Origin of the sequence: Methylophilus sp. OH31 (assembly GCF_000576615.1) — a bacterium.
Classification (GTDB): Bacteria; Pseudomonadota; Gammaproteobacteria; order Burkholderiales; family Methylophilaceae; genus Methylophilus.
The window spans coordinates 445,387-467,567 of the sequence record NZ_BAUS01000002.1; the positions used below are offsets into that span (position 1 = coordinate 445,387).

At 51.6% G+C, this 22,181-nt stretch carries 32 protein-coding genes; 9 read left to right on the forward strand and 23 right to left on the reverse strand.

Translation table 11 applies throughout. From position 1 onward, the window contains the following. Positions 1-12 precede the first annotated feature (12 nt). The gene (locus OH31_RS03835) at positions 13-429 is read right to left on the reverse strand and encodes a hypothetical protein (RefSeq protein WP_019881717.1); all 417 of its coding nucleotides are present in this window, start codon (positions 427-429) and stop codon (positions 13-15) included. A gap of 248 nt (positions 430-677) precedes the next feature. Between OH31_RS03835 and OH31_RS03840 the strand changes: the two genes are divergently transcribed. The 5 genes from OH31_RS03840 (at position 678) to OH31_RS03855 (ending at position 3,625) form a co-directional block, all read left to right on the forward strand. Further along, on the forward strand, positions 678-1,517 hold the full coding sequence (locus OH31_RS03840) for an A24 family peptidase (protein WP_081755118.1): 840 nt from the start codon (positions 678-680) through the stop codon (positions 1,515-1,517). An 11-nt stretch (positions 1,518-1,528) separates the two neighbouring features. Continuing rightward, complete coding sequence (coaE, locus tag OH31_RS03845; protein ID WP_024929696.1) at positions 1,529-2,128, forward strand: dephospho-CoA kinase; 600 nt, start codon at positions 1,529-1,531, stop codon at positions 2,126-2,128. A 69-nt stretch (positions 2,129-2,197) separates the two neighbouring features. Then, on the forward strand, positions 2,198-2,971 hold the full coding sequence (gene zapD, locus OH31_RS03850; RefSeq protein ID WP_024929697.1) for a cell division protein ZapD: 774 nt from the start codon (positions 2,198-2,200) through the stop codon (positions 2,969-2,971). Further along, a complete protein-coding gene (locus OH31_RS14695; protein WP_081755119.1) occupies positions 2,968-3,159 on the forward strand; it encodes a DNA gyrase inhibitor YacG in 192 nt (63 codons plus the stop codon). The genes zapD and OH31_RS14695 overlap by 4 nt, the downstream gene beginning before the upstream one ends. Before the next feature lie 22 nt (positions 3,160-3,181). Then, positions 3,182-3,625 (forward strand): copper chaperone PCu(A)C, encoded by a 444-nt coding sequence (locus OH31_RS03855; protein WP_024929698.1) that lies wholly within the window; start codon positions 3,182-3,184, stop codon positions 3,623-3,625. A 40-nt stretch (positions 3,626-3,665) separates the two neighbouring features. Here OH31_RS03855 and OH31_RS03860 read toward each other — a convergent pair whose 3' ends face one another. The 12 genes from OH31_RS03860 to OH31_RS03910 form a co-directional block, all read right to left on the reverse strand. Next, complete coding sequence (locus tag OH31_RS03860) at positions 3,666-3,896, reverse strand: VF530 family DNA-binding protein (RefSeq protein ID WP_024929699.1); 231 nt, start codon at positions 3,894-3,896, stop codon at positions 3,666-3,668. Between the two features lie 21 nt (positions 3,897-3,917). Further along, positions 3,918-4,322: a type II toxin-antitoxin system VapC family toxin gene (locus tag OH31_RS03865; protein ID WP_024929700.1), complete on the reverse strand. Its 405-nt coding sequence runs from the start codon at positions 4,320-4,322 to the stop codon at positions 3,918-3,920. Further along, entirely contained in the window at positions 4,319-4,555 is a 237-nt protein-coding gene (gene vapB, locus OH31_RS03870; RefSeq protein ID WP_024929701.1) for a type II toxin-antitoxin system VapB family antitoxin, read from the reverse strand. The genes OH31_RS03865 and vapB overlap by 4 nt, the downstream gene beginning before the upstream one ends. A 152-nt stretch (positions 4,556-4,707) precedes the next feature. Beyond that, the gene (locus tag OH31_RS03875; protein ID WP_024929702.1) at positions 4,708-5,205 is read right to left on the reverse strand and encodes a hypothetical protein; all 498 of its coding nucleotides are present in this window, start codon (positions 5,203-5,205) and stop codon (positions 4,708-4,710) included. A gap of 87 nt (positions 5,206-5,292) precedes the next feature. Next, positions 5,293-5,703, reverse strand: coding sequence for a GNAT family N-acetyltransferase (locus OH31_RS03880; RefSeq protein ID WP_158497424.1), 411 nt, complete (start codon positions 5,701-5,703; stop codon positions 5,293-5,295). A gap of 57 nt (positions 5,704-5,760) precedes the next feature. Then, positions 5,761-6,003: a type II toxin-antitoxin system BrnA family antitoxin gene (gene brnA, locus OH31_RS03885; RefSeq protein WP_024929704.1), complete on the reverse strand. Its 243-nt coding sequence runs from the start codon at positions 6,001-6,003 to the stop codon at positions 5,761-5,763. Next, positions 5,993-6,199, reverse strand: coding sequence for a BrnT family toxin (locus OH31_RS14920; RefSeq protein ID WP_088178112.1), 207 nt, complete (start codon positions 6,197-6,199; stop codon positions 5,993-5,995). The genes brnA and OH31_RS14920 overlap by 11 nt, the downstream gene beginning before the upstream one ends. A 6-nt stretch (positions 6,200-6,205) precedes the next feature. Then, on the reverse strand, positions 6,206-6,625 hold the full coding sequence (locus OH31_RS03890) for a DUF4442 domain-containing protein (RefSeq protein ID WP_024929705.1): 420 nt from the start codon (positions 6,623-6,625) through the stop codon (positions 6,206-6,208). 76 nt (positions 6,626-6,701) lie between these two features. After that, complete coding sequence (locus OH31_RS14355) at positions 6,702-7,151, reverse strand: GNAT family N-acetyltransferase (RefSeq protein ID WP_036298627.1); 450 nt, start codon at positions 7,149-7,151, stop codon at positions 6,702-6,704. A gap of 29 nt (positions 7,152-7,180) precedes the next feature. Then, positions 7,181-7,630 (reverse strand): DUF1801 domain-containing protein, encoded by a 450-nt coding sequence (locus tag OH31_RS03900; RefSeq protein WP_024929706.1) that lies wholly within the window; start codon positions 7,628-7,630, stop codon positions 7,181-7,183. A 249-nt stretch (positions 7,631-7,879) separates the two neighbouring features. Then, positions 7,880-8,830, reverse strand: coding sequence for a Nudix family hydrolase (locus tag OH31_RS03905; RefSeq protein WP_024929707.1), 951 nt, complete (start codon positions 8,828-8,830; stop codon positions 7,880-7,882). Between the two features lie 72 nt (positions 8,831-8,902). Further along, the gene (locus OH31_RS03910; RefSeq protein WP_024929708.1) at positions 8,903-9,760 is read right to left on the reverse strand and encodes an ATP-binding protein; all 858 of its coding nucleotides are present in this window, start codon (positions 9,758-9,760) and stop codon (positions 8,903-8,905) included. Between the two features lie 161 nt (positions 9,761-9,921). Here OH31_RS03910 and OH31_RS03915 point away from each other — a divergent pair, with 161 nt between their 5' ends. Both OH31_RS03915 and rng read left to right on the forward strand, forming a co-directional pair. After that, positions 9,922-10,488, forward strand: a complete 567-nt coding sequence (locus OH31_RS03915; RefSeq protein ID WP_201768559.1) for a nucleoside triphosphate pyrophosphatase — start codon at positions 9,922-9,924, stop codon at positions 10,486-10,488. Between the two features lie 48 nt (positions 10,489-10,536). After that, positions 10,537-12,003: a ribonuclease G gene (gene rng / locus OH31_RS03920; RefSeq protein WP_024929710.1), complete on the forward strand. Its 1,467-nt coding sequence runs from the start codon at positions 10,537-10,539 to the stop codon at positions 12,001-12,003. A gap of 48 nt (positions 12,004-12,051) precedes the next feature. Here the strand turns inward: rng and OH31_RS03925 are convergent, their stop codons facing one another. From OH31_RS03925 to OH31_RS03935, 3 genes are read right to left on the reverse strand one after another with little or no spacing between them, the layout of a single operon-like run. Further along, a complete protein-coding gene (locus OH31_RS03925) occupies positions 12,052-12,600 on the reverse strand; it encodes a YggT family protein (protein ID WP_019881729.1) in 549 nt (182 codons plus the stop codon). Next, positions 12,600-13,433 (reverse strand): pyrroline-5-carboxylate reductase, encoded by an 834-nt coding sequence (gene proC, locus OH31_RS03930; protein WP_024929711.1) that lies wholly within the window; start codon positions 13,431-13,433, stop codon positions 12,600-12,602. Before proC ends, OH31_RS03925 begins: the two co-directional genes overlap by 1 nt. Positions 13,434-13,438: 5 nt before the next feature. Further along, positions 13,439-14,155, reverse strand: a complete 717-nt coding sequence (locus tag OH31_RS03935; RefSeq protein ID WP_024929712.1) for a YggS family pyridoxal phosphate-dependent enzyme — start codon at positions 14,153-14,155, stop codon at positions 13,439-13,441. A gap of 76 nt (positions 14,156-14,231) precedes the next feature. Here OH31_RS03935 and OH31_RS03940 point away from each other — a divergent pair, with 76 nt between their 5' ends. Beyond that, on the forward strand, positions 14,232-15,275 hold the full coding sequence (locus tag OH31_RS03940) for a type IV pilus twitching motility protein PilT (RefSeq protein ID WP_019881732.1): 1,044 nt from the start codon (positions 14,232-14,234) through the stop codon (positions 15,273-15,275). A gap of 4 nt (positions 15,276-15,279) precedes the next feature. Then, on the forward strand, positions 15,280-16,440 hold the full coding sequence (locus tag OH31_RS03945) for a PilT/PilU family type 4a pilus ATPase (protein WP_024929713.1): 1,161 nt from the start codon (positions 15,280-15,282) through the stop codon (positions 16,438-16,440). A 93-nt stretch (positions 16,441-16,533) separates the two neighbouring features. On the opposite strand, the gene OH31_RS03950 is transcribed toward OH31_RS03945, so the two are convergent. From OH31_RS03950 to OH31_RS03980, 7 genes are read right to left on the reverse strand one after another with little or no spacing between them, the layout of a single operon-like run. Continuing rightward, a complete protein-coding gene (locus OH31_RS03950; RefSeq protein WP_024929714.1) occupies positions 16,534-17,829 on the reverse strand; it encodes a dihydroorotase in 1,296 nt (431 codons plus the stop codon). Further along, complete coding sequence (locus OH31_RS03955; protein WP_019881735.1) at positions 17,826-18,782, reverse strand: aspartate carbamoyltransferase catalytic subunit; 957 nt, start codon at positions 18,780-18,782, stop codon at positions 17,826-17,828. Before OH31_RS03955 ends, OH31_RS03950 begins: the two co-directional genes overlap by 4 nt. Further along, a complete protein-coding gene (gene pyrR, locus OH31_RS03960) occupies positions 18,775-19,317 on the reverse strand; it encodes a bifunctional pyr operon transcriptional regulator/uracil phosphoribosyltransferase PyrR (RefSeq protein WP_024929715.1) in 543 nt (180 codons plus the stop codon). Before pyrR ends, OH31_RS03955 begins: the two co-directional genes overlap by 8 nt. Before the next feature lie 12 nt (positions 19,318-19,329). Beyond that, positions 19,330-19,833, reverse strand: coding sequence for a Holliday junction resolvase RuvX (gene ruvX / locus OH31_RS03965; RefSeq protein WP_019881737.1), 504 nt, complete (start codon positions 19,831-19,833; stop codon positions 19,330-19,332). Further along, positions 19,826-20,431, reverse strand: coding sequence for a YqgE/AlgH family protein (locus OH31_RS03970; RefSeq protein WP_019881738.1), 606 nt, complete (start codon positions 20,429-20,431; stop codon positions 19,826-19,828). The genes ruvX and OH31_RS03970 overlap by 8 nt, the downstream gene beginning before the upstream one ends. Beyond that, positions 20,428-21,537: a bifunctional 3,4-dihydroxy-2-butanone-4-phosphate synthase/GTP cyclohydrolase II gene (gene ribBA / locus OH31_RS03975; protein ID WP_019881739.1), complete on the reverse strand. Its 1,110-nt coding sequence runs from the start codon at positions 21,535-21,537 to the stop codon at positions 20,428-20,430. Before ribBA ends, OH31_RS03970 begins: the two co-directional genes overlap by 4 nt. Beyond that, positions 21,537-22,130 carry a riboflavin synthase gene (locus OH31_RS03980; protein WP_024929716.1) on the reverse strand — a complete coding sequence of 198 codons (594 nt, stop codon included), beginning with the start codon at positions 22,128-22,130 and terminating at the stop codon, positions 21,537-21,539. Before OH31_RS03980 ends, ribBA begins: the two co-directional genes overlap by 1 nt. Positions 22,131-22,181: the final 51 nt, after the last annotated feature.

Sequence of the window (22,181 nt, forward strand, 5' to 3'; positions counted from 1 at the left end):
CTGTTTAGCTTATTAATTCAATGCGATCGGCTCGCCACTGATATGGTAGTAGCTCAGTCGTGCACAATCATTGGTGGCGTTGGTGAGCGCGCCATCAAACAATGACTGTCCATTGACGTCGACCACTGCGTAGCCGTTGTGGTACAACGTCACTTCTGCCTGCATATCCTTTTCAGCAATCAGCTCGGCCGCTTTATGCAAGCCGCGTGTTTGTAGTGAGCGCATGCCAAAGCTGATGCAGTTTTCCTCTTCCTCTTCACTGTAGACTTCCCAGTGTGATTGTCCGGTCAGTTTTGTCAGCCAGCCTGGCAAGTCAACTTCTACCCGGCAAATGACGGGCTCATCCCAGGCAGGATGCTCGACTTGATTTAACTCGACCTGATTGAGGCCTGCTTCGGTCGGTGGCGTAAATTTGATTTGATCAGACATAGGCAACTTCCTTCACTTGATAACGGATGTCACTTAAACACAGATACAGACCTGGTCGGTTGCACTGTAGTATCCATCTTACACATAAATGGTGCCAGGCAAGTGGTTTTCAAGGCAGGGAAAGCGGCTTTTAAACAGGTTTTGCCGTCTTTTAGCCTTGCTTACTTGCATTAACGATGCGATCATGCAGCAACCTTAACTATGTTATCGGTATCATGTCAGAAATCCTTGAACCCGTTTTAAGTTTAATGCAGACGCAACCCCATTTTTTACAGGCAGTGTGCCTGCTGATTGGCTTGCTGGTGGGGAGTTTCCTCAATGTGGTGATCCATCGTTTACCGAAAATGATGGAGCGTGAATGGCATGCCAGTTGCCTGGATTTACAAGGGCAAACTGCGCCGGAGCAGCCCAAATATAACCTTGTGACCCCGCGCTCGGCTTGCCCGCATTGCGGACACCGGATTACCGCCATCGAAAATATTCCTGTCATCAGTTACCTGTTTTTGCGTGGACGCTGCCGCGGCTGTCAGGCGTCGATCTCTGTGCGTTATCCATTGGTCGAGTTATTAACCGGTTTGCTGTCACTGGGGGTGGCTATACAGTATGGCTACAGCATGTTGACCGTATTTGCCCTGGTGTTCGTGTTCGCGCTGGTCGCATTGACGTTTATCGACTTTGACACCCAGCTGCTACCCGATGACATTACGCTGCCTTTGTTGTGGCTGGGCTTGTTGCTTAATATCAAATACGGCTTTACCGACCTGACTTCAGCCGTCGTCGGCGCGATGGCAGGGTATCTGGTGTTGTGGTCAGTCTACTGGCTATTTAAACTGGTCACTGGCAAAGAAGGCATGGGCTATGGTGACTTTAAACTCCTGGCCGCCATTGGTGCCTGGTTTGGCTGGCAATTATTACCCGCCGTTATTTTGCTGAGCTCAGTGGTGGGCAGTGTGATTGGCATCGGCCTGATCTTGCTGAAAGGCAAAACACGCCAAACCGCGATCCCGTTTGGCCCATTTTTAGCCCTGGGTGGTATTGCTGCCTTGTTTTACGGACAAGCGCTGGCTTCCTATTACCTGATACCGTAACGAGCACCATCATGAGCAAAGTCGTGGCCGTGACTGGCGGCATAGGTAGTGGTAAAACCGAAGTATGCAACGCGTTTATGGCATTAGGCGTGCCCGTAGTCGATTTAGACCATATCGCCCGTGACATGAGCGCGCCTGGTAGCCCGGCCATGCAGGCGGTACGCGCGCAATTTGGCGATGCCATGTTTAATGCTGATGGCCAGCTGGATAGGGCAAAATTACGCGAATTGGTCTTTGCCGAGCCAGATGCGCTGGATCAACTCAATCAAATCATGCATCCGGCCATTCGTTTGGAGGCTATCCGGCAGATAGCACAATATGCCGATGCTTACGTGGTGCTGGCGATTCCGTTGCTGGTGGAAAGCCGTGATGACTGGCGCATGATTGATCACGTGCTGGTCGTCGATTGCGATGAGCAGATGCAACTTGCGCGCGTGATACAGCGCAGCCAACTATCAGAAGGCATGGCACAGGCCATGATCTCTGCGCAAAGCAGCCGGGATGAGCGTTTAGCCATTGCAGATTCGGTGATCGAAAACGATCAAACACTGGTTAAATTGCAGGAAAAAGTGCTAGAGTTTCATAAAAATTTCTCTAAGACTTGCCAGTGAGTGAAAAGGGTTTCATAATCAGGCTTTTATTGCATACTTTTCAAGTATCAGCTGACAGAAAAGGCTGCCGTGTCGAGCTACGAGTTTCCATTTAACGAGCGCATCAGAACTTATCTCCGCCTAGAAGATCTGTTCGTCAAGATGTTGCACCACATTGAGATTGGGCATGAGATCAGTCATCATGTCGCGCTGATTTCCATGCTGCAAATCCTGGATTTGATTGATCGCGGGGATTTGAAAGTCGATCTGCTACAAGAGTTGGACAGACACAAAGTCCAGTTATCCTTTCTGCAAACCAATCCTAATATCGATCGCAATGCACTGGCGAGCACGTTGTCCAGCTTGGATCGTTGTGCCACTGCTTTGCGTTCTGACCATCAAAAACTCGGCCAGTCGTTGCGTGAAAATGACTGGTTAATGAGCGTCAAGCAACGCACCAGTATTCCTGGCGGCGTGTGTGAGTTTGATTTGCCGTCTTACCGTCATTGGCTGTACCTAGGCGCAGAGCGTCGTAAGGACGATTTCGACAACTGGCTGACCAAACTGATGCCTATGTATGAGTCGATTCGACTGATTCTGCAATTATTGCGCGGCAGCGGCCAGGTATTGTCACTGGTGGCGCATCATGGCGCTTACCAGCAGCAATTGTCCGGTCATAAGCCGGCGCAATTATTACGCATCGAGATAGACCACGACGAATGCTTCCCTGAAGTCAGCGCCAATAAATACGCGATCAATATCCGCTTTCAAAAACTTGATTTCGTGCAACGCCCCAAAGGTTGTGAGCAGGACATCCCGTTTAAGATGATCGTCTGTAACTTTACCGGGGCTGGACACAATTGACACAGCCCGCCGTTAAGTCCCGCAAGGTGGCTTGTCCGTCTTGCGGCGAAACTTCAGAGTACTCCACCGCTAATCCATACCGCCCATTCTGCAGTGAGCGTTGCAAACTGGTCGACCTCGGCGATTGGGCCACGGAGAAGTTTCGTATTCCTGATAGCACCCCGCCAGATTTATACGAGCCAGAATAACTGGCTGCCAGGATTCTTGAATATGCAAAAAACAGCCCTCTTATCCCGCCTCGTCACCAGCGTTTGCCTGATCGGCTGGCTAGGCAATGCGCACGCAGAGGTGAAACTGAGCGATGCCTGGGTGCGTGCTTCCAATCCAGGCCAATCCGTAGGCGCCGCCTACGTCACATTATCCAGCGCGCAGGATGTCACCCTTGTGTATGCAGAAACAGAGCGTGCTGGCACGGTAGAAATGCACAGCATGACCATGCAAAACGGTGTGATGAAGATGCGTAGTATGGAAGAGCTGCCAGTGCCTGCTGGCAAACCAGTTAAACTGGCACCGGGCGGCTTGCATTTAATGCTGTTTGAACTGCCCACATCGTTTAAAGCAGGCGAGCAAGTCAAATTCAGACTGTGCTTCAAAGACAAAAAAGGCAACATTACAGATCAGTTCATCACCATGCCGGTAAAAGCTGCGCCCTGATTTAAAAGCGATTCATGTGGGGGTGAAACCCCAATCAATATCAGCCGTGATTTTTAGCAAAAGTCGCGAGATATAAGCTTTCTACTTCGGCCCGCGCCCATGGCGTCCTCCGCAAAAATTTCAAGCTAGACTTCACAGAAGGATCACTCTTAAAGCAGTTGATATTCACTCTCTGTGCGAGTTTGTCCCAGCCGTAATGCTCGACCAGTTGCTCAACGACATGCTCAAGCGTTACGCCATGCAAAGGGTTATTGGGTTGTTGTGTATTCATATGTGATAAAAAGCGCTTCAATCAGCGATTGACCCAGTTCTCAAGTAATAATCCCGGCACACGTTCGAATTCTTTCAGATTGTTGGTGACTAATACCAGCCCCTCGCTACGTGCATGTGCCGCGATATGTAAGTCATTCACGCCTATGGGTTGCCCGCGTTTCTCTAGCTCACTGCGGATACTGCCATAGTGATGTGCTGCTTTAGTTGCGTAAGCGAATATCTCCAGCCGACTGGCAAAATCCTCAATCACGGCATAGTTGTGCGATGGTTTGCTACTTTTTTCTGCGCCATGAAACAACTCAGCCAACGTGATGCTTGAAATCGCCATTCTATTGGCATGTTGATTGAAGGTTTCAAGCACTTCAATCGGTCTATGCTTGATCACATAAATCACAATATTGGTATCAAGCAGGTATTGAATCACTCCAGCGCCTCGCGCTCGGGTTGCGTTTGTGTTGCGCGTTCAGGCATAAAATCATCAGTTGCATGTAATGGATTGATGAAAAAACTATCCCAGCTTGACTCCAGCGGGGCAATAATCCGCTCTTTGCCAATTGCCCGCACCGTCACCTGCTTAACGTTTTCAGGTAAGCGCACATCTGCCGGAATCCGAACTGCCTGAGTTCTATTGTTGATAAAAACAGTGCTGATACTCATGCAAAGTCTCCATTGAATAAATGTATATTGCATTAGTATATAGCTGGTTGTGTGAGTGTTGCAAGCTGGTGTTTTTTGAAGAGCTAATGACGCATGAATTCACTGTATTGTTTTAGCCAAGAGTGGCAGTTGACTGGACGTCAATGCATAGCCTACTTACCAGTAAAATGCATTTGCGCTATGTTGAGCACTCGCGGGTGAATGCCTAGTACTTTACCTTTATCCATCGCTATTAGGTTGCCAACTGTTCCACAAAGATATTCATCTCCTTGTGCGTTGGGCGCCGTTATTTCGTAGCCGAATGTGCGCCAAAATGCCTTACGGTCTGCTTGAAGTTTGGGTCGTTCATTTTCGGGGAAATTCAAGTCTTTTGCATCGTAGACATGGCCATGAAGTGTTGTTGCAGGCGCATAAAGTGTTTTGAGAAATTGAATCGCAGTGTTGACAGCTAGTGCCCCCAGTCCTTTTCTATGCCAGCGGCTACCAGGGCCAGCACCGTAAATGTCGTCTATTCTCACTGTGTTGTTTCCTAGACTCAAAAAGTGGCGGACTGCCGCATCGGTAAATACTTCGTCAACATAAATATATATATCAAGTTTGCTTTCTCGCACAAGATTCACTTTGATGTCGATCTGTGGATGATCAGGCAAGACGCATGTATAAGTTCCATTGTGTAGCATATGACTTTAACGTTTAAATTTAGCGGTTTTATGCGTAAGGTACGGCCCAGCGATGGCTTAGCTTGCGGCACCATTTCGCTTGAACAAGACTTGCATTTCGATGATGGGCGCGCGATAGCCGCAAGCCAGAAAGAAATGCTTGGCTTCGCCGAGTGGTTTAACATAGACAGGAATACCCGTGAACTCATTTTCGACGGCAGATAGTAAAGCATGACCGATACCTTTTCTTTGCGCCATTGGATGCACCACTAATTCGCCAAGCATCGTAGAAAATGCACGGTCACTGAACGCGCTGACGTACCCCCACAAAACACCGCTCTCTGAGCGAGCATGCGCGATGAAAGGATATGCCGCTAATGAGCGCTGGACTAATTCTTCTGAGTAATCTGAACCCCAGCCGATGGATTCCATGAGAGACGAATACTCAGTTGCGGAAATGTTTTTATCGGTAAGGATTGTATAGCTCATATGATATTCGCCGGACATGTAGGCAGTAGATAACGTTTGACATGAGGGGGTTAAGCTTTAGCGTTTCGTTTCGCTTGATGGATGGGCTAGAGCAACTTTCTCAAGGCGTTCGGCAAGCCACACCTTCATGATCGATTGTCTTTTGCCAACCTCACGGTCAAAAGATTCAACCATCCAGGTGGGAAAATCGACATTAACCCGTTTTTGTGTTTGTAAAACGCGCTTTGCGTTTGATAAATCCAACGCAGCCGTGATATCAACACCCTCGTCAAATTGCTGTTCAAAGTCTTTAGCTTTCATATAATGCGACCTCCTCGGTGCGTAAGCGACGAACGGAAATAAGTCGGATCTTTGCGCCTCTGTCAGTGATTAAAGCAGACCAGTGTTTGCCGTTAATCAGAGCAATGATCAGATATCGCGGCTCATCTGCTGTTTTTGCTTGAATCTCAAGTAATCTAGGATCATCCCATAAGGCTTTAGCCCGTACTCGTTGAATAGTGGGCTAAGCTGCACTCGAAATAAACCATTCAACGGTGGCAGACATAACGATAATCCCAGCGGCATCAACAACCTCAACTGGAATAGCTATGGATAGCCGTCCGCGACTTGTCAGCTCGCCTTTCCAAGTGTCTAGTATTTCTGGAGTGAAGACACATCTTGCCGATATTTGACCAACCGCTGGTTTACGAAATTTCGCCTCAAGACGTCTAACAACAGGCACAAACCCTGAATAACTAGAAAAGTGCTTAGCTAGAAAAGCGCCTGAGGCCGCCTCAGCGACTGCAAGCATAGCACTGGCGTGGACGGTACCTAGATGATTGGTGTATTGGGTATTTTCAGGCAGGCTTGTTTGAAAGTCACTATCTTTGGGGGCTAACTCCAACCCAATGAGCTTGTTAAATGGTAGTTCGGAAACATTCATAAATCTTAAGCCTTAAGCCTAGCGTTTGACATATTGGGCGCGCTTTAGCCCGTTCTGTGTGATGGATTGGTTATGCCTAAATGCTGAAATGATAGACAAAATATTGTTCATCACGCACCCAACCAGCAGAAAGATAAAGGGCTTGAGCGGTTTCGTTTGTGATAGTAGTTGATAAAGAAACGCGAACGGCACCTAACAAGCCTGCAAACTCGGTGGCCGCCTGCACTAACTGTGAAGCGACACCATTTCTACGTGCGTGCTCACTCACAAAAAGGTCGTTAAGTATGAACGTCCGGGCAAGCGAAACAGAAGAAAAGCTGGGGTAAAGCTGAGCAAAACCTACTGGCGTAGTGTCTTTATACGCAATAAAAATTACTGACTCTCCGTGATTAAAGCGTGCCAATAAGAAATTGGTTGCAGCGGCAACGTTACTGGCACGACCATAAAACTGGCGGTAGCTATCAAAAAGTGGTGCAAGTGCATCTATGTCGGATAGAACAGCTTGGCGGACGGCGATATTATTCATGATTTCTTGTGATAGGCATAACGTTGGAATTAAGGGGCGCCGTTAGGCGTTCCACTTGAATGGTGGGTTAGGGGCCTTTTACTATGATAAGTTAAAGCTGCCGCTACACAAAAAGCTAAAGCTTCAGTTGAAACAACATCTGACTCATCAAATACTATAGCTCGGTTGCCTTCGAATTTAAACTCGGATGGAAAAACTGTTCTGAAAGTGTCAATGAGCGTTGTTTTGCAGTTAAAGTACATAGCGTACCGTGATGGATTTGATTTTTTCCAATCAATGCGAACAGTGCTGCCGCTTTTACTCTGTGATGTGACGTAGGCAGGCTCTCCCCATTTTAGAGTCTCCTCAAGCTTGCCAACACCTTGAATTGAGCCAGCTGTTTCAAATATAAGCTCACGAAGTGCCAAAAGCTTGATGCGCATATTGGCCGGATAGGCTTCAAAGACTTCGCCAACAGCAACGTTGTCAAAGGGTCTCATTAATCACCTGTTTTAATAAGTGCATGCCTTTACCCCTCGCGTGAAGTGGGCATCCTAAATGACGTATTGCTTTCCGTCATAGATGTTTCTTAGTTGAATGGATGCGATCTTTATTTAAATATTTTTAACTTTAATTAAGTTTGGTGCATCCTAAAATACAAATATCAATGCGTCAACTCATCTGCCTAAATTACTTTAGCAGAGAAGTGGAAAGGTTTGGACCTAGCAGCGATTATCTGGTGCTGATATTTACCACAACGCCCTCTGCATCGCGATACCACGCGCACCACAGGCTTGTGCTTTTGACAGATGTTCTAAGCGCATACCGCCCAACCCATAGACTGTAATTTCCAGCCCATTGAGCATTTCACCAAACTTCTCCCAGCCTAATCCAGTTGCTTCAGGGTGGCTTTTTGTCGGTAGCACAGGCGATAGCAGGGCGAAGTCTAATTGCAGGGCTTGCGCTTGTTGCAGTTGTTCAGAGTTGTGGCAAGAGGCGCCGACTAGCAAGTTATCCGGCTTTTGTGTTTGTGCCAGCAGGCGCTTGCTATTTAAATGCACGCCCTGGTAGCCGAGTTGTTGGGCTTGCTCTGGGCTGCCGTTGAGCAGGCAGCGGCAGTCGTAGGGCGCGCATAGCTGTAATACCTGTGCGCTTAATTGCGCCAGTGCTGCGCTATCAAGTTGCGACTCGCGGATTTGCAGTAGTTGCAGGCCTTGGTCGAGTTGCTGTTTGAGTGCTTGCAAGAAGGCGGGTTCGCCCATCTCTTGCACATTGCTGATGGCGTAAACCGGTGGCAGGCTGAGGGCTTGCATAATTGGCGCATTGGCGGGTAGCACCGGGGTGACGTTGAGCTTTTGCGGATGTTGCCAGGCGAATTGCTGGCCTTCGCGTGCTTGTAACTCACCTTGCCATGCATGCACAAAAAAGAAGTGCAGGAGCACGGTTTTGGCTTCGGCATCATGGGTGGCCGGGTAGTCGTAGCGGCGTTTGATCCACGGCTGTATTTGCGTGGGGGTGATGCCGAGTTCTTCCTGGGATTCACGAATCAATGCGTGTTCTGGCGTTTCGCCGGATTCAATCTTGCCGCCGGGAAACTCCCACCAGCCCGCCCAGCCTTTGCCATTGGGGCGGCTGGCGAGCAGGTATTCGCCATTGGGTTTGATCAGGATGGCAACGGCGACTTGAACGAGTTTGGTCATATTATTTCTAGCTGCGTTTCAATACGGATAAGTGCAATTGGTTTAAAGATGAATGCCTCTAAGCGCAGTGTTTTATGCGCCCAGTTGCAGCTTGCCTGCGTAGTCTTTGGCAAACTGGTAGGCGACACGGCCGCTGCGGGCGCCACGGGTGTGGTAAAACTGCAGGGCGGCGTGGCGGGCGGCGTCATCCATGGAGATGCCGAACGTTTGCAGCCAGTGCTCGGCAATGCTCAGGTATTCGTCCTGGTCAAAGCTGTAGAACGAGAGCCACAGGCCAAAGCGCTCGGCCAGTGAGGTTTTTTCGTCTATGGTGTCGTTTTGGCGGATTTCACCTTTGTCTACAATCGGCTGGTTGTCCGCCATATATTCCGGCATCAGGTTTTTGCGGTTGGAGGTGGCATATACCAGCAGGTTAGGCGATGCATCCTCAATCGAGCCATCGAGGATCACTTTGAGCGCTTTATAGCCGGTGTCGTTGGCTTCAAACGTGAGGTCGTCACAGAAGATAATAAACTTTTCCGGCCGCTGGCGAATCAGTTGTGCAATCTGTGGCAGGTCATTGAGATCCTGCTTTTCAACTTCGATCAGGCGCAGGCCTTCGGCGGCATAGCTATTGAGCAGAGCTTTGACTAATGATGACTTACCTGTGCCGCGGGCACCGGTGAGTAAGACGTGGTTGGCGGGCAAGCCTTGCAAAAACTGCCGGGTGTTACGTACCACTTCAGTTTTTTGTCGGTCAATAAATTGTATGTCTTGCAGCAATACTGCATGGGGGTGGTCCACGGCTTGTAGCTGGCCCTGCACGCCATGTTTGACCCAACGCCAGGCGATGGCCTGCCAGTTGATCTCGGCGGGCGGTGCGGGTAGCAGGGTTTCCAGGCGCGTGATGAGTTGTTCGGCACGCTGCAGCAAGTGTTCAAGTGAGTTCATGCGGGTGGCTTGGTGAGAAAAGACAAACGAGCGGTTATTGTACACAATGAGACAGGCGCCTGTTAGTACAAGTTGGGTCGCAATTGGGACTGCCTTTAGCGCAAAATAGACTGTGTTTGTGTTACCTTGTGCGGCTTGTTTGTTAAGTTTCTGGAATCTACATGCATCAACAAAAGATCATCCTGGCGTCACGCAGCCCACGCCGTGTGGAATTGCTGGCGCAGTTAGGCGTGCAATGCGAAATTGTGCCTGCGGATATCGACGAATCCAGCTTGCCGGGCGAAGATCCCGCACAATATGTGTTACGCCTGGCGCAAGAAAAGGCTCTTGCTGTGGCTGCGGTGCATGGTCAGCGTGGTTTGTCGATTCTGGCGGCGGATACGACCGTGGCTTTGGGGCAGGATATTTTAGGCAAACCGGCAGATGCGGGTGAGGCCATGGCCATGCTTTCGCGTTTAAGTGGCAGCCTTCATGTGGTGCATACGGCAGTGGCAGTTTATCAGGCCGGTCAGGTACGTTGTTTACTCAATACCACAGAGGTTGAGATGATGCAGGTGCCACAAGTGGTGTTGCAGGACTATATCGCCTCGGGCGAGCCAATGGATAAGGCAGGTGCCTATGGCATACAGGGGCGCGCCGGGGCGTGGATCAAGCGCATTGATGGCAGTTATAGCGGCGTGATGGGTTTACCGCTGCATGAAACGGCGCAGTTGCTGCACGCATGGTAAACTTTGTATAAAAGATAATGAATCGGGATCGGGTAAAGCAATATGTCATTGGCGCAAGAAGTACTGATTAACGTCACGCCGCAAGAGACGCGCGTGGCGATTCTGGAGCAGGGCATTGTCCAGGAGCTGCATATTGAGCGAGCTTCATCACTTGGCATCGTCGGCAATATCTATCGCGGCACCGTGGTGCGCGTATTGCCGGGCATGCAGTCAGCGTTTGTCGAAATCGGTTTGCAGCGTGCGGCTTTTCTGCATGCGGCGGATATCATGGAGTGCCATTCAGAAGATGGCACGGTTAAAACCGCCAGGCCGATTCAGGAAGTCTTGCATGAAGGCCAGTCGATTATTGTGCAGGTGATTAAAGAGGCGATCGGTACCAAAGGTGCGCGATTGACGACGGAAATCAGTATTGCTGGTCGCTTTCTGGTCTATTTGCCATACCAGAAGCACATTGGTGTCTCCCAGCGCATTGATATTGAAGAAGAGCGCGAGTTTTTACGCAATCGCCTGCTAGGCTTGTTGCCGGAAGAGCGTGAAGGCGGTTACATTATCCGCACCATGTCTGAGAATGCGACCGATGAAGAGTTACTGGCGGATATTGAGTACCTGCGCAAAGTCTGGCAAAAAATCCAGGCCGAAAGCAAAAAGGTCGGTGAGCGTTCGCTGATTTTTTATGACCTGAGTTTGCCGCGCCGCATTTTGCGCGATGTGGTGTGTACTGAAACGACCAGTATCCGCGTTGATTCGCGCGAGATGTTTGAGCGTCTGAAAGAGTTTGCCGAGTTGTATGTCTCACATGCAGTCAAGCCGCTTATGCACTACAAGGGCGAGCGTTCGCTGTTTGAGTTTTATGACATTGAAAGCGAGATTGAAAAAGCCTTGTCGCGCAAGGTGGAGCTTAAGTCCGGCGGCTACCTGATTTTTGACCAGACCGAGGCGCTGACCACGGTGGACGTCAACACCGGCAGTTTTGTCAGCGGCAAAAACCTGTCTGATACCATTTTTAAAACCAACCTTGAAGCGGCGCAAACCATTGCGCGGCAGCTGCGTTTGCGTAACCTGGGCGGCATTATCATCATCGATTTTATTGATATGGATGAAGATGCGCAGCGTGAGTCGGTGCTGGAGGAGTTGCGCAAGGCGGTGACGCTGGATAGGGCGCGTATCAATGTCAACGGCTTCTCTGCACTGGGCCTGGTTGAGTTGACGCGCAAGCGCACACGCGAGAGCCTGGCGCATTTGTTGTGTGAATCTTGCCAGGTCTGTCAGGGTCGTGGCGAACTCAAAACTGCGCAAACCATTTGCTATGAAATCATGCGCGAAGTATTGCGTGAGTCCAAGCAGTTTAAAAGCGCCAAAGAATTCAAGATTCTGGCATCCCCTGAAGTGATTAATATGCTGGGCGATGAAGAGTCGCAGAGCCTGGCCAGTTTGTCTGACTTTATTAAAAAGCCGCTGTCACTGCATCCGGATACGCAGTACGGGCGGGAAGAGTTTGATATTGTGTGGATATAAATAAAAAAGGACGACAACTTGTCGTCCTTTTTTATGTGATTGCTTGCCTTAAAGAATACTCACGGCCAGGCCTGGCAGCACAATATGGCTGATCATTTGCAATAAAATCAGCGCGACCAGTGCAGAAAAGTCAAAGCCCTGAATCGGTGGCAAAATACGGCGTAATGGCTCCAGAATGGGCGCTGACAGTTGGTTCAAGACACCGTAAATCGGGCTGTAAGGGTTGACCCAGCTTAAAATCGCCATCAGTAAGATCGCATAGAAAAACACATCTACCATTTGCCCCAGCACGCCAAACACTGCTTGCCATACCCAGAACAACGGTGAGGCAGGTGCGCCAGTCAGCAAGGCCAACAGGGCAAACAAAATAATCTGCATCAATAAGGCCAGCAGCAATGTCGATAAATCCCACTGCTTGATCGGGCGAATCAATTTACGTGCGGGTTTGACCATAAAGTCGGTCAGTGCCATGGTCATTTGACCCAACGGATTCTGGAACGAAGTACGTGTCCATTGCATTAAAAAACGCAGTACCAGTAAAAACGTCAGCATGCCGAAGGCGGCATTGAGTAAAAAAGTCGTCATGTTTTGCAACATCATGCTTGTGCTCCCAGTTGATCACCCAGTTCTTTGGCGCGGCGTGCGGCTTGCGCAACTGCATGTTGCATCATGCCATGAATATCATGCTGGCGCATGCTGAGCAGCCCTTGCTCGGTCGTGCCGCCCTTGGAGGTGACCTGTTCACGCAAGGTAGCAATCGGCGTGGTGCTGCCAGCGGCCAGCAGGCTGGCGCCTTTAAACGTCGCCAGGCTCAGTTGGCGTGATTGTGCTTCGCTGAGGCCTAATGCAACGCCTGCCGCAGTTAATGCTTCTATCATCAAAAAGACATAAGCCGGACCGCTGCCAGAAATGGCGGTGACGGCATCCAGCTGTACTTCATCTTCCAGCCAAATCACTTCGCCTGCGGCTTGCAGTACTGCATCGGCCAATGTGCGTTGCGTGGCCGAGACTGCAGGCAAAGCGTAAGCACCGGTAATCCCGGCCTGAATCTGCGCCGGGGTGTTCGGCATGGTGCGCACCATGGTTTGATAGCCATTTAACCAGCGACTCAGATCCGCCGTGCGTATGCCCGCAGCGACCGACACCACTAACTGTGATTGCAGCAAGGGCGCCAGCGCCAGCGCCACGCTTTGTAATTGTTGCGGTTTGACGGCTAGCACAATGATATCTGCCGCCAGTGGTTCTGCCGTCAGACTGGCACTGGTGTGGATGCCCAGGCTGGTCTGCAAGTGCAGGTGTTTGGCCGTGTCCGGGTCAATCACGGTAATGTTCTGCATATTAAATGCACGTTGTTGCAGGCCTATCATCAAGGCTTGTGCCATATTGCCGCCGCCGATAAAGGCAATGCGTGTGGCTGAAAGTGATTGCATGGTGATCAGGTTCCTTTTATCACTGAATCTGTGGGTAAAGAGGGGATGCGCGCACCAAAAATGGCGGTGCCTATGCGTACCAGTGTGGCGCCTTCGGCAATGGCCGCCGCAAAGTCGCCACTCATGCCGATGGATAATGAGTCCAGTTGCAGGCCATGGCTGTTCAGGTGCTCAAACAAGGCGCGCACCTGCCGAAATTGGTCACGCTGTTGCTCAATGTCACTGCAAGGTGCCGGAATTGCCATCAAGCCGCGTAGCTGCAAGCGTGGCAACTGTTTGATATTTAAGGCGAGTTCCAATAACTCCTGGCCACTGGCACCACTTTTGCTTGCCTCTTCGCTAATGTTCACTTGCAGGCAAATATTGAGTGGAGCCAGCGTTGACGGGCGTGCATCAGACAGGCGTTGTGCAATTTTAAGGCGATCTACCGAGTGTACCCAGTCGAAATGACGGGCAATTGGCTGTGTTTTATTGCTTTGAATTGGCCCGATAAAGTGCCATGCTATAGCACAGTCTTCAAGCTCAGCCTGCTTTTGCAGGGCTTCTTGCAGATAGTTTTCGCCAAATACGGTTTGACCAGCGTCATAGGCGGCGCGAATCGCCGCTGCCGGTTGCGCTTTGCTCACTGCGCATAGCGTGACAGGTTGCGTAGCCTGAAAGCGTGTCTGTGCGTCTGCGATCTGTTGGCGGATACAGGCAAGATTGTCAGAGAGGGCAGTCATGGCAGCTAAACAAGTGTTGAAGAACTAAGAATACAAAACTAAAGCAACATTATATAAATAATCACTGGAGTCGATTGTGGATATTTCAGATTTATTGGCATTTTCAGTTAAAAATAAAGCGTCGGACTTACATTTGTCCTCCGGCCTGCCACCGATGATTCGTGTGCATGGCGATGTGCGCAAGATCAATTTGCCCGCCATGGATCATGCCGAAGTACACCGCATGCTGTATGACATCATGAACGACAGCCAGCGCAAAATCTACGAAGAAACGCTGGAATGTGACTTCTCGTTTGAGATTCCTGACCTGGCGCGTTTCCGGGTTAACGCCTTTAACCAGCAACGTGGCGCCGGCGCGGTGTTTCGTACCATTCCGAGCAAGGTGCTGACGCTGGATGAGCTGAATGCCCCCAAAGTATTCAAGGACATTGCCGATACGCCACGCGGCATTGTGCTGGTGACCGGACCAACCGGTTCCGGTAAGTCCACCACACTGGCGGCGATGATTGATTACATCAACGAATCGCAGATGTCGCATGTGCTGACGGTGGAAGACCCGATTGAATTTGTGCACACCTCGAAAAAGTCGTTGATCAACCAGCGCGAAGTCGGGCCGCATACGCAATCGTTTGAGAATGCGCTGCGCTCTGCGTTGCGTGAAGACCCGGATGTGATCCTGGTGGGTGAGATGCGCGACCTGGAAACCATCCGCCTGGCGTTGACTGCGGCCGAAACCGGTCACCTGGTATTTGGTACCTTGCACACCAGTTCTGCGGCAAAAACCATAGACCGGGTGGTCGATGTGTTCCCGGCGGCGGAGAAGGAAATGGTGCGTTCCATGTTGTCTGAATCGTTGCGTGCCGTGATTTCACAAACCCTGTGTAAAACCAAGGATGAGCAAGGCCGCGTAGCTGCGCATGAAATCATGATGGGCACCCCGGCCATTCGTAACCTGATTCGTGAAAACAAGATTGCCCAAATGTATTCTGCGATCCAGACCGGCCAGAGCCTGGGCATGCAAACCCTGGACCAGAACCTGCAAGACCTGGTAAAACGCAATGTCATCAGTGCTGCTGAAGCGCGCACCAAGGCCGCGAACCGTGACGCTATCATCGGCTAACAATATGGACAGCACGCAAACGACGGGCGATCACGCCCATACGGAGAAGTTCGTCACTGACCTGCTGAAACTGATGGTCACGCGCAAGGCTTCGGACTTGTTTATCACGGCGGGCTTTCCGCCTGCCATGAAGATAGACGGCAAGCTGACGCCGGTGTCCTCACAAACCCTGAACACCCAGCAAACCGCCGAGATCGGTCGCGCGGTGATGAACGATAAGCAGTCGCTGGAGTTTCAGCAGACGCTGGAATGTAACTTTGCTATCAGTATGCCGTCCGTCGGCCGTTTCCGCGTCAATGCGTTTATTCAGCGCAGTGCGGTCGGACTGGTGTTCCGGGTGATCAATACCAATATCCCCAAATTTGATGAATTAAAGTTACCGCAGATTCTTAAAGACGTGGTGATGGCCAAGCGTGGTCTGATCATTTTTGTCGGCGGCACCGGCTCTGGTAAGTCAACCTCAATGGCAGCCATGCTGGGGCATAGAAACGAAAGTAGCTACGGCCATATTATTACCATTGAAGACCCGGTTGAGTTTATTCACGGCCATCGCAATTGTATTGTCACCCAGCGTGAAGTTGGTGTGGATACTGAAAGCTGGCATGCGGCGCTTAAAAACACGCTGCGCCAGGCGCCGGATGTGATTATGATCGGCGAGATCCGTGACCGTGAAACCATGGATTACGCGATTGCTTTCTCGGAGACCGGCCATTTGTGCCTGGCCACTTTGCATGCCAACAGTACCAACCAGGCGCTGGACCGGATTATTAACTTTTTCCCTGAAGAGCGCCGGCAACAGTTATTGATGGACTTGTCGCTTAACTTGCGCTGTGTCGCTTCGCAGCGATTGATTCCCAAAATTGATGGCAGTGGGCGCGTGGCTGCGGTGGAAGTGTTGTTACATTCACCGTTGATTTCTGACTTGATCTACAAAGGTGATGTGCACGCGATTAAAGAGATCATGGCCAAATCACGCGAACTGGGCATGCAAACCTTTGACCAGGCCTTGTTTGATTTATTTGAGTCGGGCCAGATCAGTTATGACGATGCCTTGCGCAATGCCGATTCGGTCAATGATTTGCGCCTCAAGTTTAAGCTTAACAGCAAGATGGCGAACCCTGAGAATCAGGAGCGCGGCAAGATTTCTGACCTGGATATCTTGTAGTCAGCCCACGCCCGGTTTCAAAACGCTGTACATAAAAACGCCTGCGATGTGGTCATACATTGCAGGCGTTTTTGTTGAGGCTTACACGCTGGTTTACACAGTAGTTTGCAAGGTTTCTTGCTGGAACACCAGGTTGCCCTGCGTGAAGGTGGTGGTCACTTTGCCGGTGACTGCATGATGCACAAACGGCGTATTCTTGCCTTGGCTCAGCAGGGCACGGCCGTCAACACGCCACTCCATTTCCGGGTCATAAATCACGACATCTGCCGTTGCCCCTACCTGCAAATCACCTGCATTAACGCCAAGGATATTAGCTGGTGCTTGCGTGATTTTGGCCAGCGCTTGTGTGGGAGATAGCTTGGCTTGTGCCGCCCATTTTAAGGTCAGTGGCAGCAACAGTTCGAGCGCAGAGGCGCCCGGATGTGATTCGGCAAACGGCAGCGCCTTGGCGTCATCGTCCACCGGCGTGTGGTCGGAGCAAATGGCATCCAGCGTGCCATCCAGCAAGCCTGCGCGCAGCGCGTCGCGATCGCGCTGGGTACGCACGGGTGGTTTTAAATGCACCATGCTGTCAAAGAAGCCGATATCCATGTCGGTCAGGTGCAGATGCTGAATACTCACATCTGCCGTTACCTGCATACCCGATTGTTTGGCCTGGCGAATCAGTTCCACGGACTCTGCGGTAGAGACGCGGGCGATATGCAGCTTGACGCCGGTGGCTTGCGCAATACGCAGCATGGTTTGCAAAGCGATGCTTTCTGCCGCAGAAGGAATGCCTTTCAGGCCTAGTCTCGAAGCGACCTCGCCATCATGCGCGACACCATTTTTGGCCAGGTAAGGGTCCTCGGCACGCATAAACAGGGTGTAACCAAAAGAAGCCGCATATTCAAAGGCGCGCCACAGTACTTGCGTATCGACAATGGTGGTGTCTGCCTGCGAAAAGCCTACGCAACCTGCCGCAGTCAGGGCGTACATTTCTGTGAGTAACTGGCCTTGCAACTGGCGCGTGACGGCGCCTAGCGGATAGACATGCGCCAGTGCCTGTGATTTGGCCCTGTGTTTGAGCATTTCGACCAGGCCGGGTTCATCCAGCACCGGGTCGGTGTCTGGCGGGCAAGCCAGGCTGGTGACGCCACCGGCCATGGCTGCGCGTAACTCGCTCAGTAGCGTGGCTTTATATTCACTGCCGGGCTCGCGCAGACGGGCGCATAAGTCGACCAGGCCAGGTAACACCCATTTGCCGCTGGCATCCAGCGTTTGGTCTGCCTTGAAGTTTGCCGGTGCCTCACCGATGGCGACGATTTTCCCTGCACTGATATACAGGTCTTTGACCTGGTCCAGTTGCTGGTTGGCATCCATCAGGCGGCCTTGTTTAATTACGATGTTCATGCGGCGTTGCCCCCTCCCAGAATTGCCATCACCGCCATGCGGACTGCGATACCATAAGTCACTTGCGGCAGAATCACTGACTGTTTGCCATCTGCGACTGCCGAATCAATTTCTACACCACGGTTCATCGGGCCAGGGTGCATCACAATCGCATCCGGCCTGGCCAGCGCCAGTCGCTCTGGCGTCAGGCCAAAGGTCTGGAAAAACTCTTGCGAACTGGGTAGCAAGGCGCCAGACATACGCTCGTTTTGCAGGCGTAGCATCATGACCACATCGACATCTTTCAGGCCTTGTTCCATATTGTGGAATACCTGCACGCCGAGTTTTTCCACGTCTGTTGGCAGTAAGGTGCGTGGTGCGATGACACGTATTTCGGGTACGCCCAGTGTCGTCAAGGCATGAATCTCACTGCGGGCGACGCGTGAATGCAGCACATCGCCGACAATCGCCACGCGCAGGTTGTGCATTTCCGGTTTGTATTTGCGGATAGTAAAGACATCCAGCAAGCCTTGTGTCGGGTGCGCATGACGGCCATCACCCGCATTAATGACGCTGATATGCGGTGGCACATGCTGCGCAATAAAGTGCGCGGCGCCGCTTTGCTGGTGACGCACGACAAACATATCGGCGTGCATGGCAATCAGGTTGTTTACCGTATCTAAAATCGTCTCGCCTTTGGATTGCGACGAGGTGCTGACATTGAGGTTGAGTACATCGGCCGACAGGCGTTTGGCAGCAATTTCAAACGTGGTGCGCGTGCGCGTACTGTTCTCAAAGAAAATATTGCAAACGGTTTTGCCACGCAACAGCGGCACTTTTTTGACTTCACGCTCGGCCACGCCGACAAAGTTTTCGGCCGTATCCAGAATGTCGGTCAAAATGCGTTTGGGTAATCCTTCGATACTCAGCAGATGCTGTAGTTGTCCTTGCGCGTTGAGTTGCGGGTTATGCATGGTCGTCAGCTCCAGGCTTGGCAGGCGAGGCCGCTTCAGAAATGCTGAGGCTTAAGCGCCCCAGCGTGTTCATGGCCAGGTCAAACGATTGATGCGCCTGTAAAGGCAGGTCGGCACCGACCATGTCTGGCCGGATTGGTAACTGTGCGCCGCCACGGTTGATGAGGGCAGCCAGTTGTACCGAGGCCGGACGGCCATAGTCAAACAGTTCATTCATGACCGCACGCGTGGTACGGCCGGTATAAAAAATATCGTCGATCAGGATGATATGCTTGCCATTGATATCGAACGGGATATAAGCCGGGTGCGCGGATGTTTTCAAACCACGTTGTGCATAATCGTCTCTATACATGGCTGCATCCAGTTTGCCAAACAGGATGTCATGCCCTAGCTCAGTTTGCAGGCGCTTGAGCAGCCTTTCCATGAGCCAGACGCCGCCGGTGTAAATACCGACCAGGGCAGTATTTTCCTGTATGCGTGGCTTGAGTTGCTGGTATAAATGCTCTAGTAGTTGTTCGGGGTCAGGTAATGTCATGAGGGGGGTGTGCTATGCACGTCCATGATAAGCATCAAAATAGGATTGTAATATAGTTTGTGCGGCAACCTGGTCCAGCAGCGGCTTTTGTGCACGGCCTCTGACACCCGCTTCATACAGCGACTGTGCTGCTTCAGCAGAAGACAGGCGCTCGTCTACCATCACGACCGGCAGGTTGAAGCGGCCTTCAAGGCGCTGGGCGAACTTTTGCGCCAGCGCGGTCATGGCATGGGCTTCGCCATCCATAGACATCGGCAAACCAACGACCAGCAAGACAGGACGCCATTCTTGCAGCAGCGCATCAATGTGCGCAAATTTGGCGGCATTTTCTTCTGCTTCTATGGTGAGCAGTGCGTGTGCCAGCTTGAGCAGGGTGTCGCCAACGGCCACGCCTATGCGTTTTTCACCAAAATCAAAGGCAAGCACCGTGCCACTGACATCCGGGTAACGGCGTTGGGTAATCGGTAAATGGCTTTGATTGAGAGGCTGTTTGCCGTGCTTGACCGCATCAGGCATGGCCAGCGACCTCGGACAGAGTGGCAAAGTCTACGCCTAATTGCTGCATGGCCCAGGAGAGTTTGTCATCATTGGGCAGTTTGAAAATCAGCTTATGGAGCTGCTGGTTGTCCTCGAGCGGCAACGTCAGCCAGGCATTGGCCTGAATTTCTTCCTCCAGCTGACCTGCGGACCAGCCGGTATAACCGAGGGCGATAAACATGTCTGGCGGTGCTTCATCACGCGCCGCCGCTTCCAGGATATCTTTGGAGGAAGTCATGGCCAGGCCTTCTGATAACTCCATGGTGGTGTTGAATTCAGTGGCTGGCGTATGCAGCACAAAGCCGCGTTCCACTTGCACCGGGCCGCCAAAATGCACTTGCCGTTCTTGCTGGTAGTTGGCATGGCATTCCATATCCAGTTGCTCAAACAGGTCGCCTACATTTAGCTGCAAAGGGTGGTTGAGTATCATGCCCATGGCGCCATCCTGGTCATGGTTACACACCAGAATCACGCTTTTGCTGAAGTAGGGGTCTTCCATGGCTGGCATGGCAATCAAAATCTGGCCGGTGAGGTTCAGGCGCATGTCATTGCTGTCTAACGATAACTGTTCACTCATACAGGGCTAGCTTCTTCCGCGCTCAAATAGCCGGTAATCTCCAGGCCAAAGCCATCCATGCTTGGCATTTTGCGCGGGGCGGCCATCAGGCGCATTTTCTTCACCCCAAGGTCGAGCAGGATTTGTGAGCCGGTGCCGTAATTGCGTAATTCCTGGTTCACCACCAGCTTTTGGTCCGCGCGCAAAATGCGGTCGGTCAGTCCCAGCCCGTCTTCATCGCGGTTGATCAGCACAATCACGCCGCAAGGCGCGGTGCTGATAATACGCATAGCGTGTAACAGGTTCCAGCTATGCGCCTGGTGGCTGCTATCCAGCAGGTCTATCATGGACAAAGGTTCGTGCACCCTTACCAGCGCTTCTTCGCTGGTCTGCGGATCGCCTTTGACCAGCGCCAGATGTGTTTCCTGCGCGATATTGTCGCGGTAGGCGATCAGGCGCATTGGGCCAAACACGGTCTCGATATTGCGCTCGGCGCTGCGCTCAATCAGGGTCTCGTGTGAGGCGCGGTAATGGATCAGGTCGGCAATGGTGCCAATTTTAATATCATGCTCAGCCGCCACCTGCATCAGGTCTGGCAAGCGTGCCATTTCGCCGTCATCTTTCAATATTTCGCAAATGACGCTGGCAGGTTCGCAGCCGGCCAGTTGTGCCAGATCGCAGCCTGCTTCCGTGTGTCCGGCACGAACCAGCACGCCGCCATTCATCGCTGAGAGCGGGAAAATATGGCCAGGACTGACCAGGCTGCTGGCGTTGGCTTGTTTGGCAATCGCTGCGCGTATCGTTGTGGCGCGATCAGCCGCAGAAATACCGGTAGTCACGCCTTCGGCTGCTTCAATGGATACCGTGAAATTGGTGCCGAGGCGGGTGCCATTTTTTTGTACCATGGGCGGTAAATCCAGCTGGCGGCAACGTTGCTCGGTCAGGGTCAGGCAAATCAGGCCGCGGCCAAATTTGGCCATGAAATTGATATGCTCTGCGGTGACGAACTCAGCAGCAATGACAAAATCACCTTCATTTTCACGGTGTTCGTCATCGACCAGGATGACCATTTTTCCGGCACGGATATCGGCAATGATGGCTTCAATAGGGCTAATCTGCGCCGACATTATTCTTGCTCCCAGGCTTGCATACGCTCAACATAGCGTGCAATTAAATCGATTTCGAGGTTGACCGGGTCTCCGGCCTTGGCGTATTGCATGATGGTGTGTTGCATGGTGTGCGGGATCAGGTTAATACTGACCTCGTCCTGGCTGATTTCGTTCACGGTCAGGCTGATGCCGTTCACACACAAAGAGCCTTTCTTCGCGACGTATTTGCTGATGGCATGCGGGGCGCGTATCTTGAGCAGCCAGCATTCACCAACCTCTTGCAAGGCGGTAATGGTGCCTATGCCATCGACATGGCCGGTGACCAGGTGGCCGCCCAGGCGGTCAGCCAGGCGCAAGGCTTTTTCCAGGTTGACCGGGCCTGGTTGGCCCAGTCCGGTAGTCACGTCCAGCGTGACTTTTGACACCATGACCTGAAAAGCGTGCGCGTCGAATTCAGTCACGGTGAGACATACGCCATTAACGGCAATGCTATCTCCCAGTTGCACATCTTGCATTCCCAGTTCCGCGGCTTCAATGCGTAATGCGCAATCTTCACCATGCGGAACCACTTCGGCAATCCGGCCGACGGTTTGAATAATCCCAGTAAACATGGTGTGATTTTATCAGTGCTGCATGCTAAAGTAATCACATTCCATCAACAT

Bases quoted from the DNA above. Each gene is read 5' to 3' on its own strand.
- OH31_RS03835 (WP_019881717.1), bottom strand. From the start codon at position 429: ATGTCTGATCAAATCAAATTTACGCCACCGACCGAAGCAGGCCTCAAT.
- OH31_RS03840 (WP_081755118.1), top strand. From the start codon at position 678: ATGCAGACGCAACCCCATTTTTTACAGGCAGTGTGCCTGCTGATTGGC.
- coaE (WP_024929696.1), top strand. From the start codon at position 1,529: ATGAGCAAAGTCGTGGCCGTGACTGGCGGCATAGGTAGTGGTAAAACC.
- OH31_RS03855 (WP_024929698.1), top strand. From the start codon at position 3,182: ATGCAAAAAACAGCCCTCTTATCCCGCCTCGTCACCAGCGTTTGCCTG.
- OH31_RS03860 (WP_024929699.1), bottom strand. From the start codon at position 3,896: ATGAATACACAACAACCCAATAACCCTTTGCATGGCGTAACGCTTGAG.
- vapB (WP_024929701.1), bottom strand. From the start codon at position 4,555: ATGAGTATCAGCACTGTTTTTATCAACAATAGAACTCAGGCAGTTCGG.
- OH31_RS03880 (WP_158497424.1), bottom strand. From the start codon at position 5,703: ATGAGCTATACAATCCTTACCGATAAAAACATTTCCGCAACTGAGTAT.
- brnA (WP_024929704.1), bottom strand. From the start codon at position 6,003: ATGAAAGCTAAAGACTTTGAACAGCAATTTGACGAGGGTGTTGATATC.
- OH31_RS03890 (WP_024929705.1), bottom strand. From the start codon at position 6,625: ATGAATGTTTCCGAACTACCATTTAACAAGCTCATTGGGTTGGAGTTA.
- OH31_RS14355 (WP_036298627.1), bottom strand. From the start codon at position 7,151: ATGAATAATATCGCCGTCCGCCAAGCTGTTCTATCCGACATAGATGCA.
- OH31_RS03900 (WP_024929706.1), bottom strand. From the start codon at position 7,630: ATGAGACCCTTTGACAACGTTGCTGTTGGCGAAGTCTTTGAAGCCTAT.
- OH31_RS03905 (WP_024929707.1), bottom strand. From the start codon at position 8,830: ATGACCAAACTCGTTCAAGTCGCCGTTGCCATCCTGATCAAACCCAAT.
- OH31_RS03910 (WP_024929708.1), bottom strand. From the start codon at position 9,760: ATGAACTCACTTGAACACTTGCTGCAGCGTGCCGAACAACTCATCACG.
- OH31_RS03915 (WP_201768559.1), top strand. From the start codon at position 9,922: ATGCATCAACAAAAGATCATCCTGGCGTCACGCAGCCCACGCCGTGTG.
- OH31_RS03925 (WP_019881729.1), bottom strand. From the start codon at position 12,600: ATGTTGCAAAACATGACGACTTTTTTACTCAATGCCGCCTTCGGCATG.
- proC (WP_024929711.1), bottom strand. From the start codon at position 13,433: ATGCAATCACTTTCAGCCACACGCATTGCCTTTATCGGCGGCGGCAAT.
- OH31_RS03935 (WP_024929712.1), bottom strand. From the start codon at position 14,155: ATGACTGCCCTCTCTGACAATCTTGCCTGTATCCGCCAACAGATCGCA.
- OH31_RS03945 (WP_024929713.1), top strand. From the start codon at position 15,280: ATGGACAGCACGCAAACGACGGGCGATCACGCCCATACGGAGAAGTTC.
- OH31_RS03950 (WP_024929714.1), bottom strand. From the start codon at position 17,829: ATGAACATCGTAATTAAACAAGGCCGCCTGATGGATGCCAACCAGCAA.
- OH31_RS03955 (WP_019881735.1), bottom strand. From the start codon at position 18,782: ATGCATAACCCGCAACTCAACGCGCAAGGACAACTACAGCATCTGCTG.
- pyrR (WP_024929715.1), bottom strand. From the start codon at position 19,317: ATGACATTACCTGACCCCGAACAACTACTAGAGCATTTATACCAGCAA.
- ruvX (WP_019881737.1), bottom strand. From the start codon at position 19,833: ATGCCTGATGCGGTCAAGCACGGCAAACAGCCTCTCAATCAAAGCCAT.
- OH31_RS03970 (WP_019881738.1), bottom strand. From the start codon at position 20,431: ATGAGTGAACAGTTATCGTTAGACAGCAATGACATGCGCCTGAACCTC.
- ribBA (WP_019881739.1), bottom strand. From the start codon at position 21,537: ATGTCGGCGCAGATTAGCCCTATTGAAGCCATCATTGCCGATATCCGT.
- OH31_RS03980 (WP_024929716.1), bottom strand. From the start codon at position 22,130: ATGTTTACTGGGATTATTCAAACCGTCGGCCGGATTGCCGAAGTGGTT.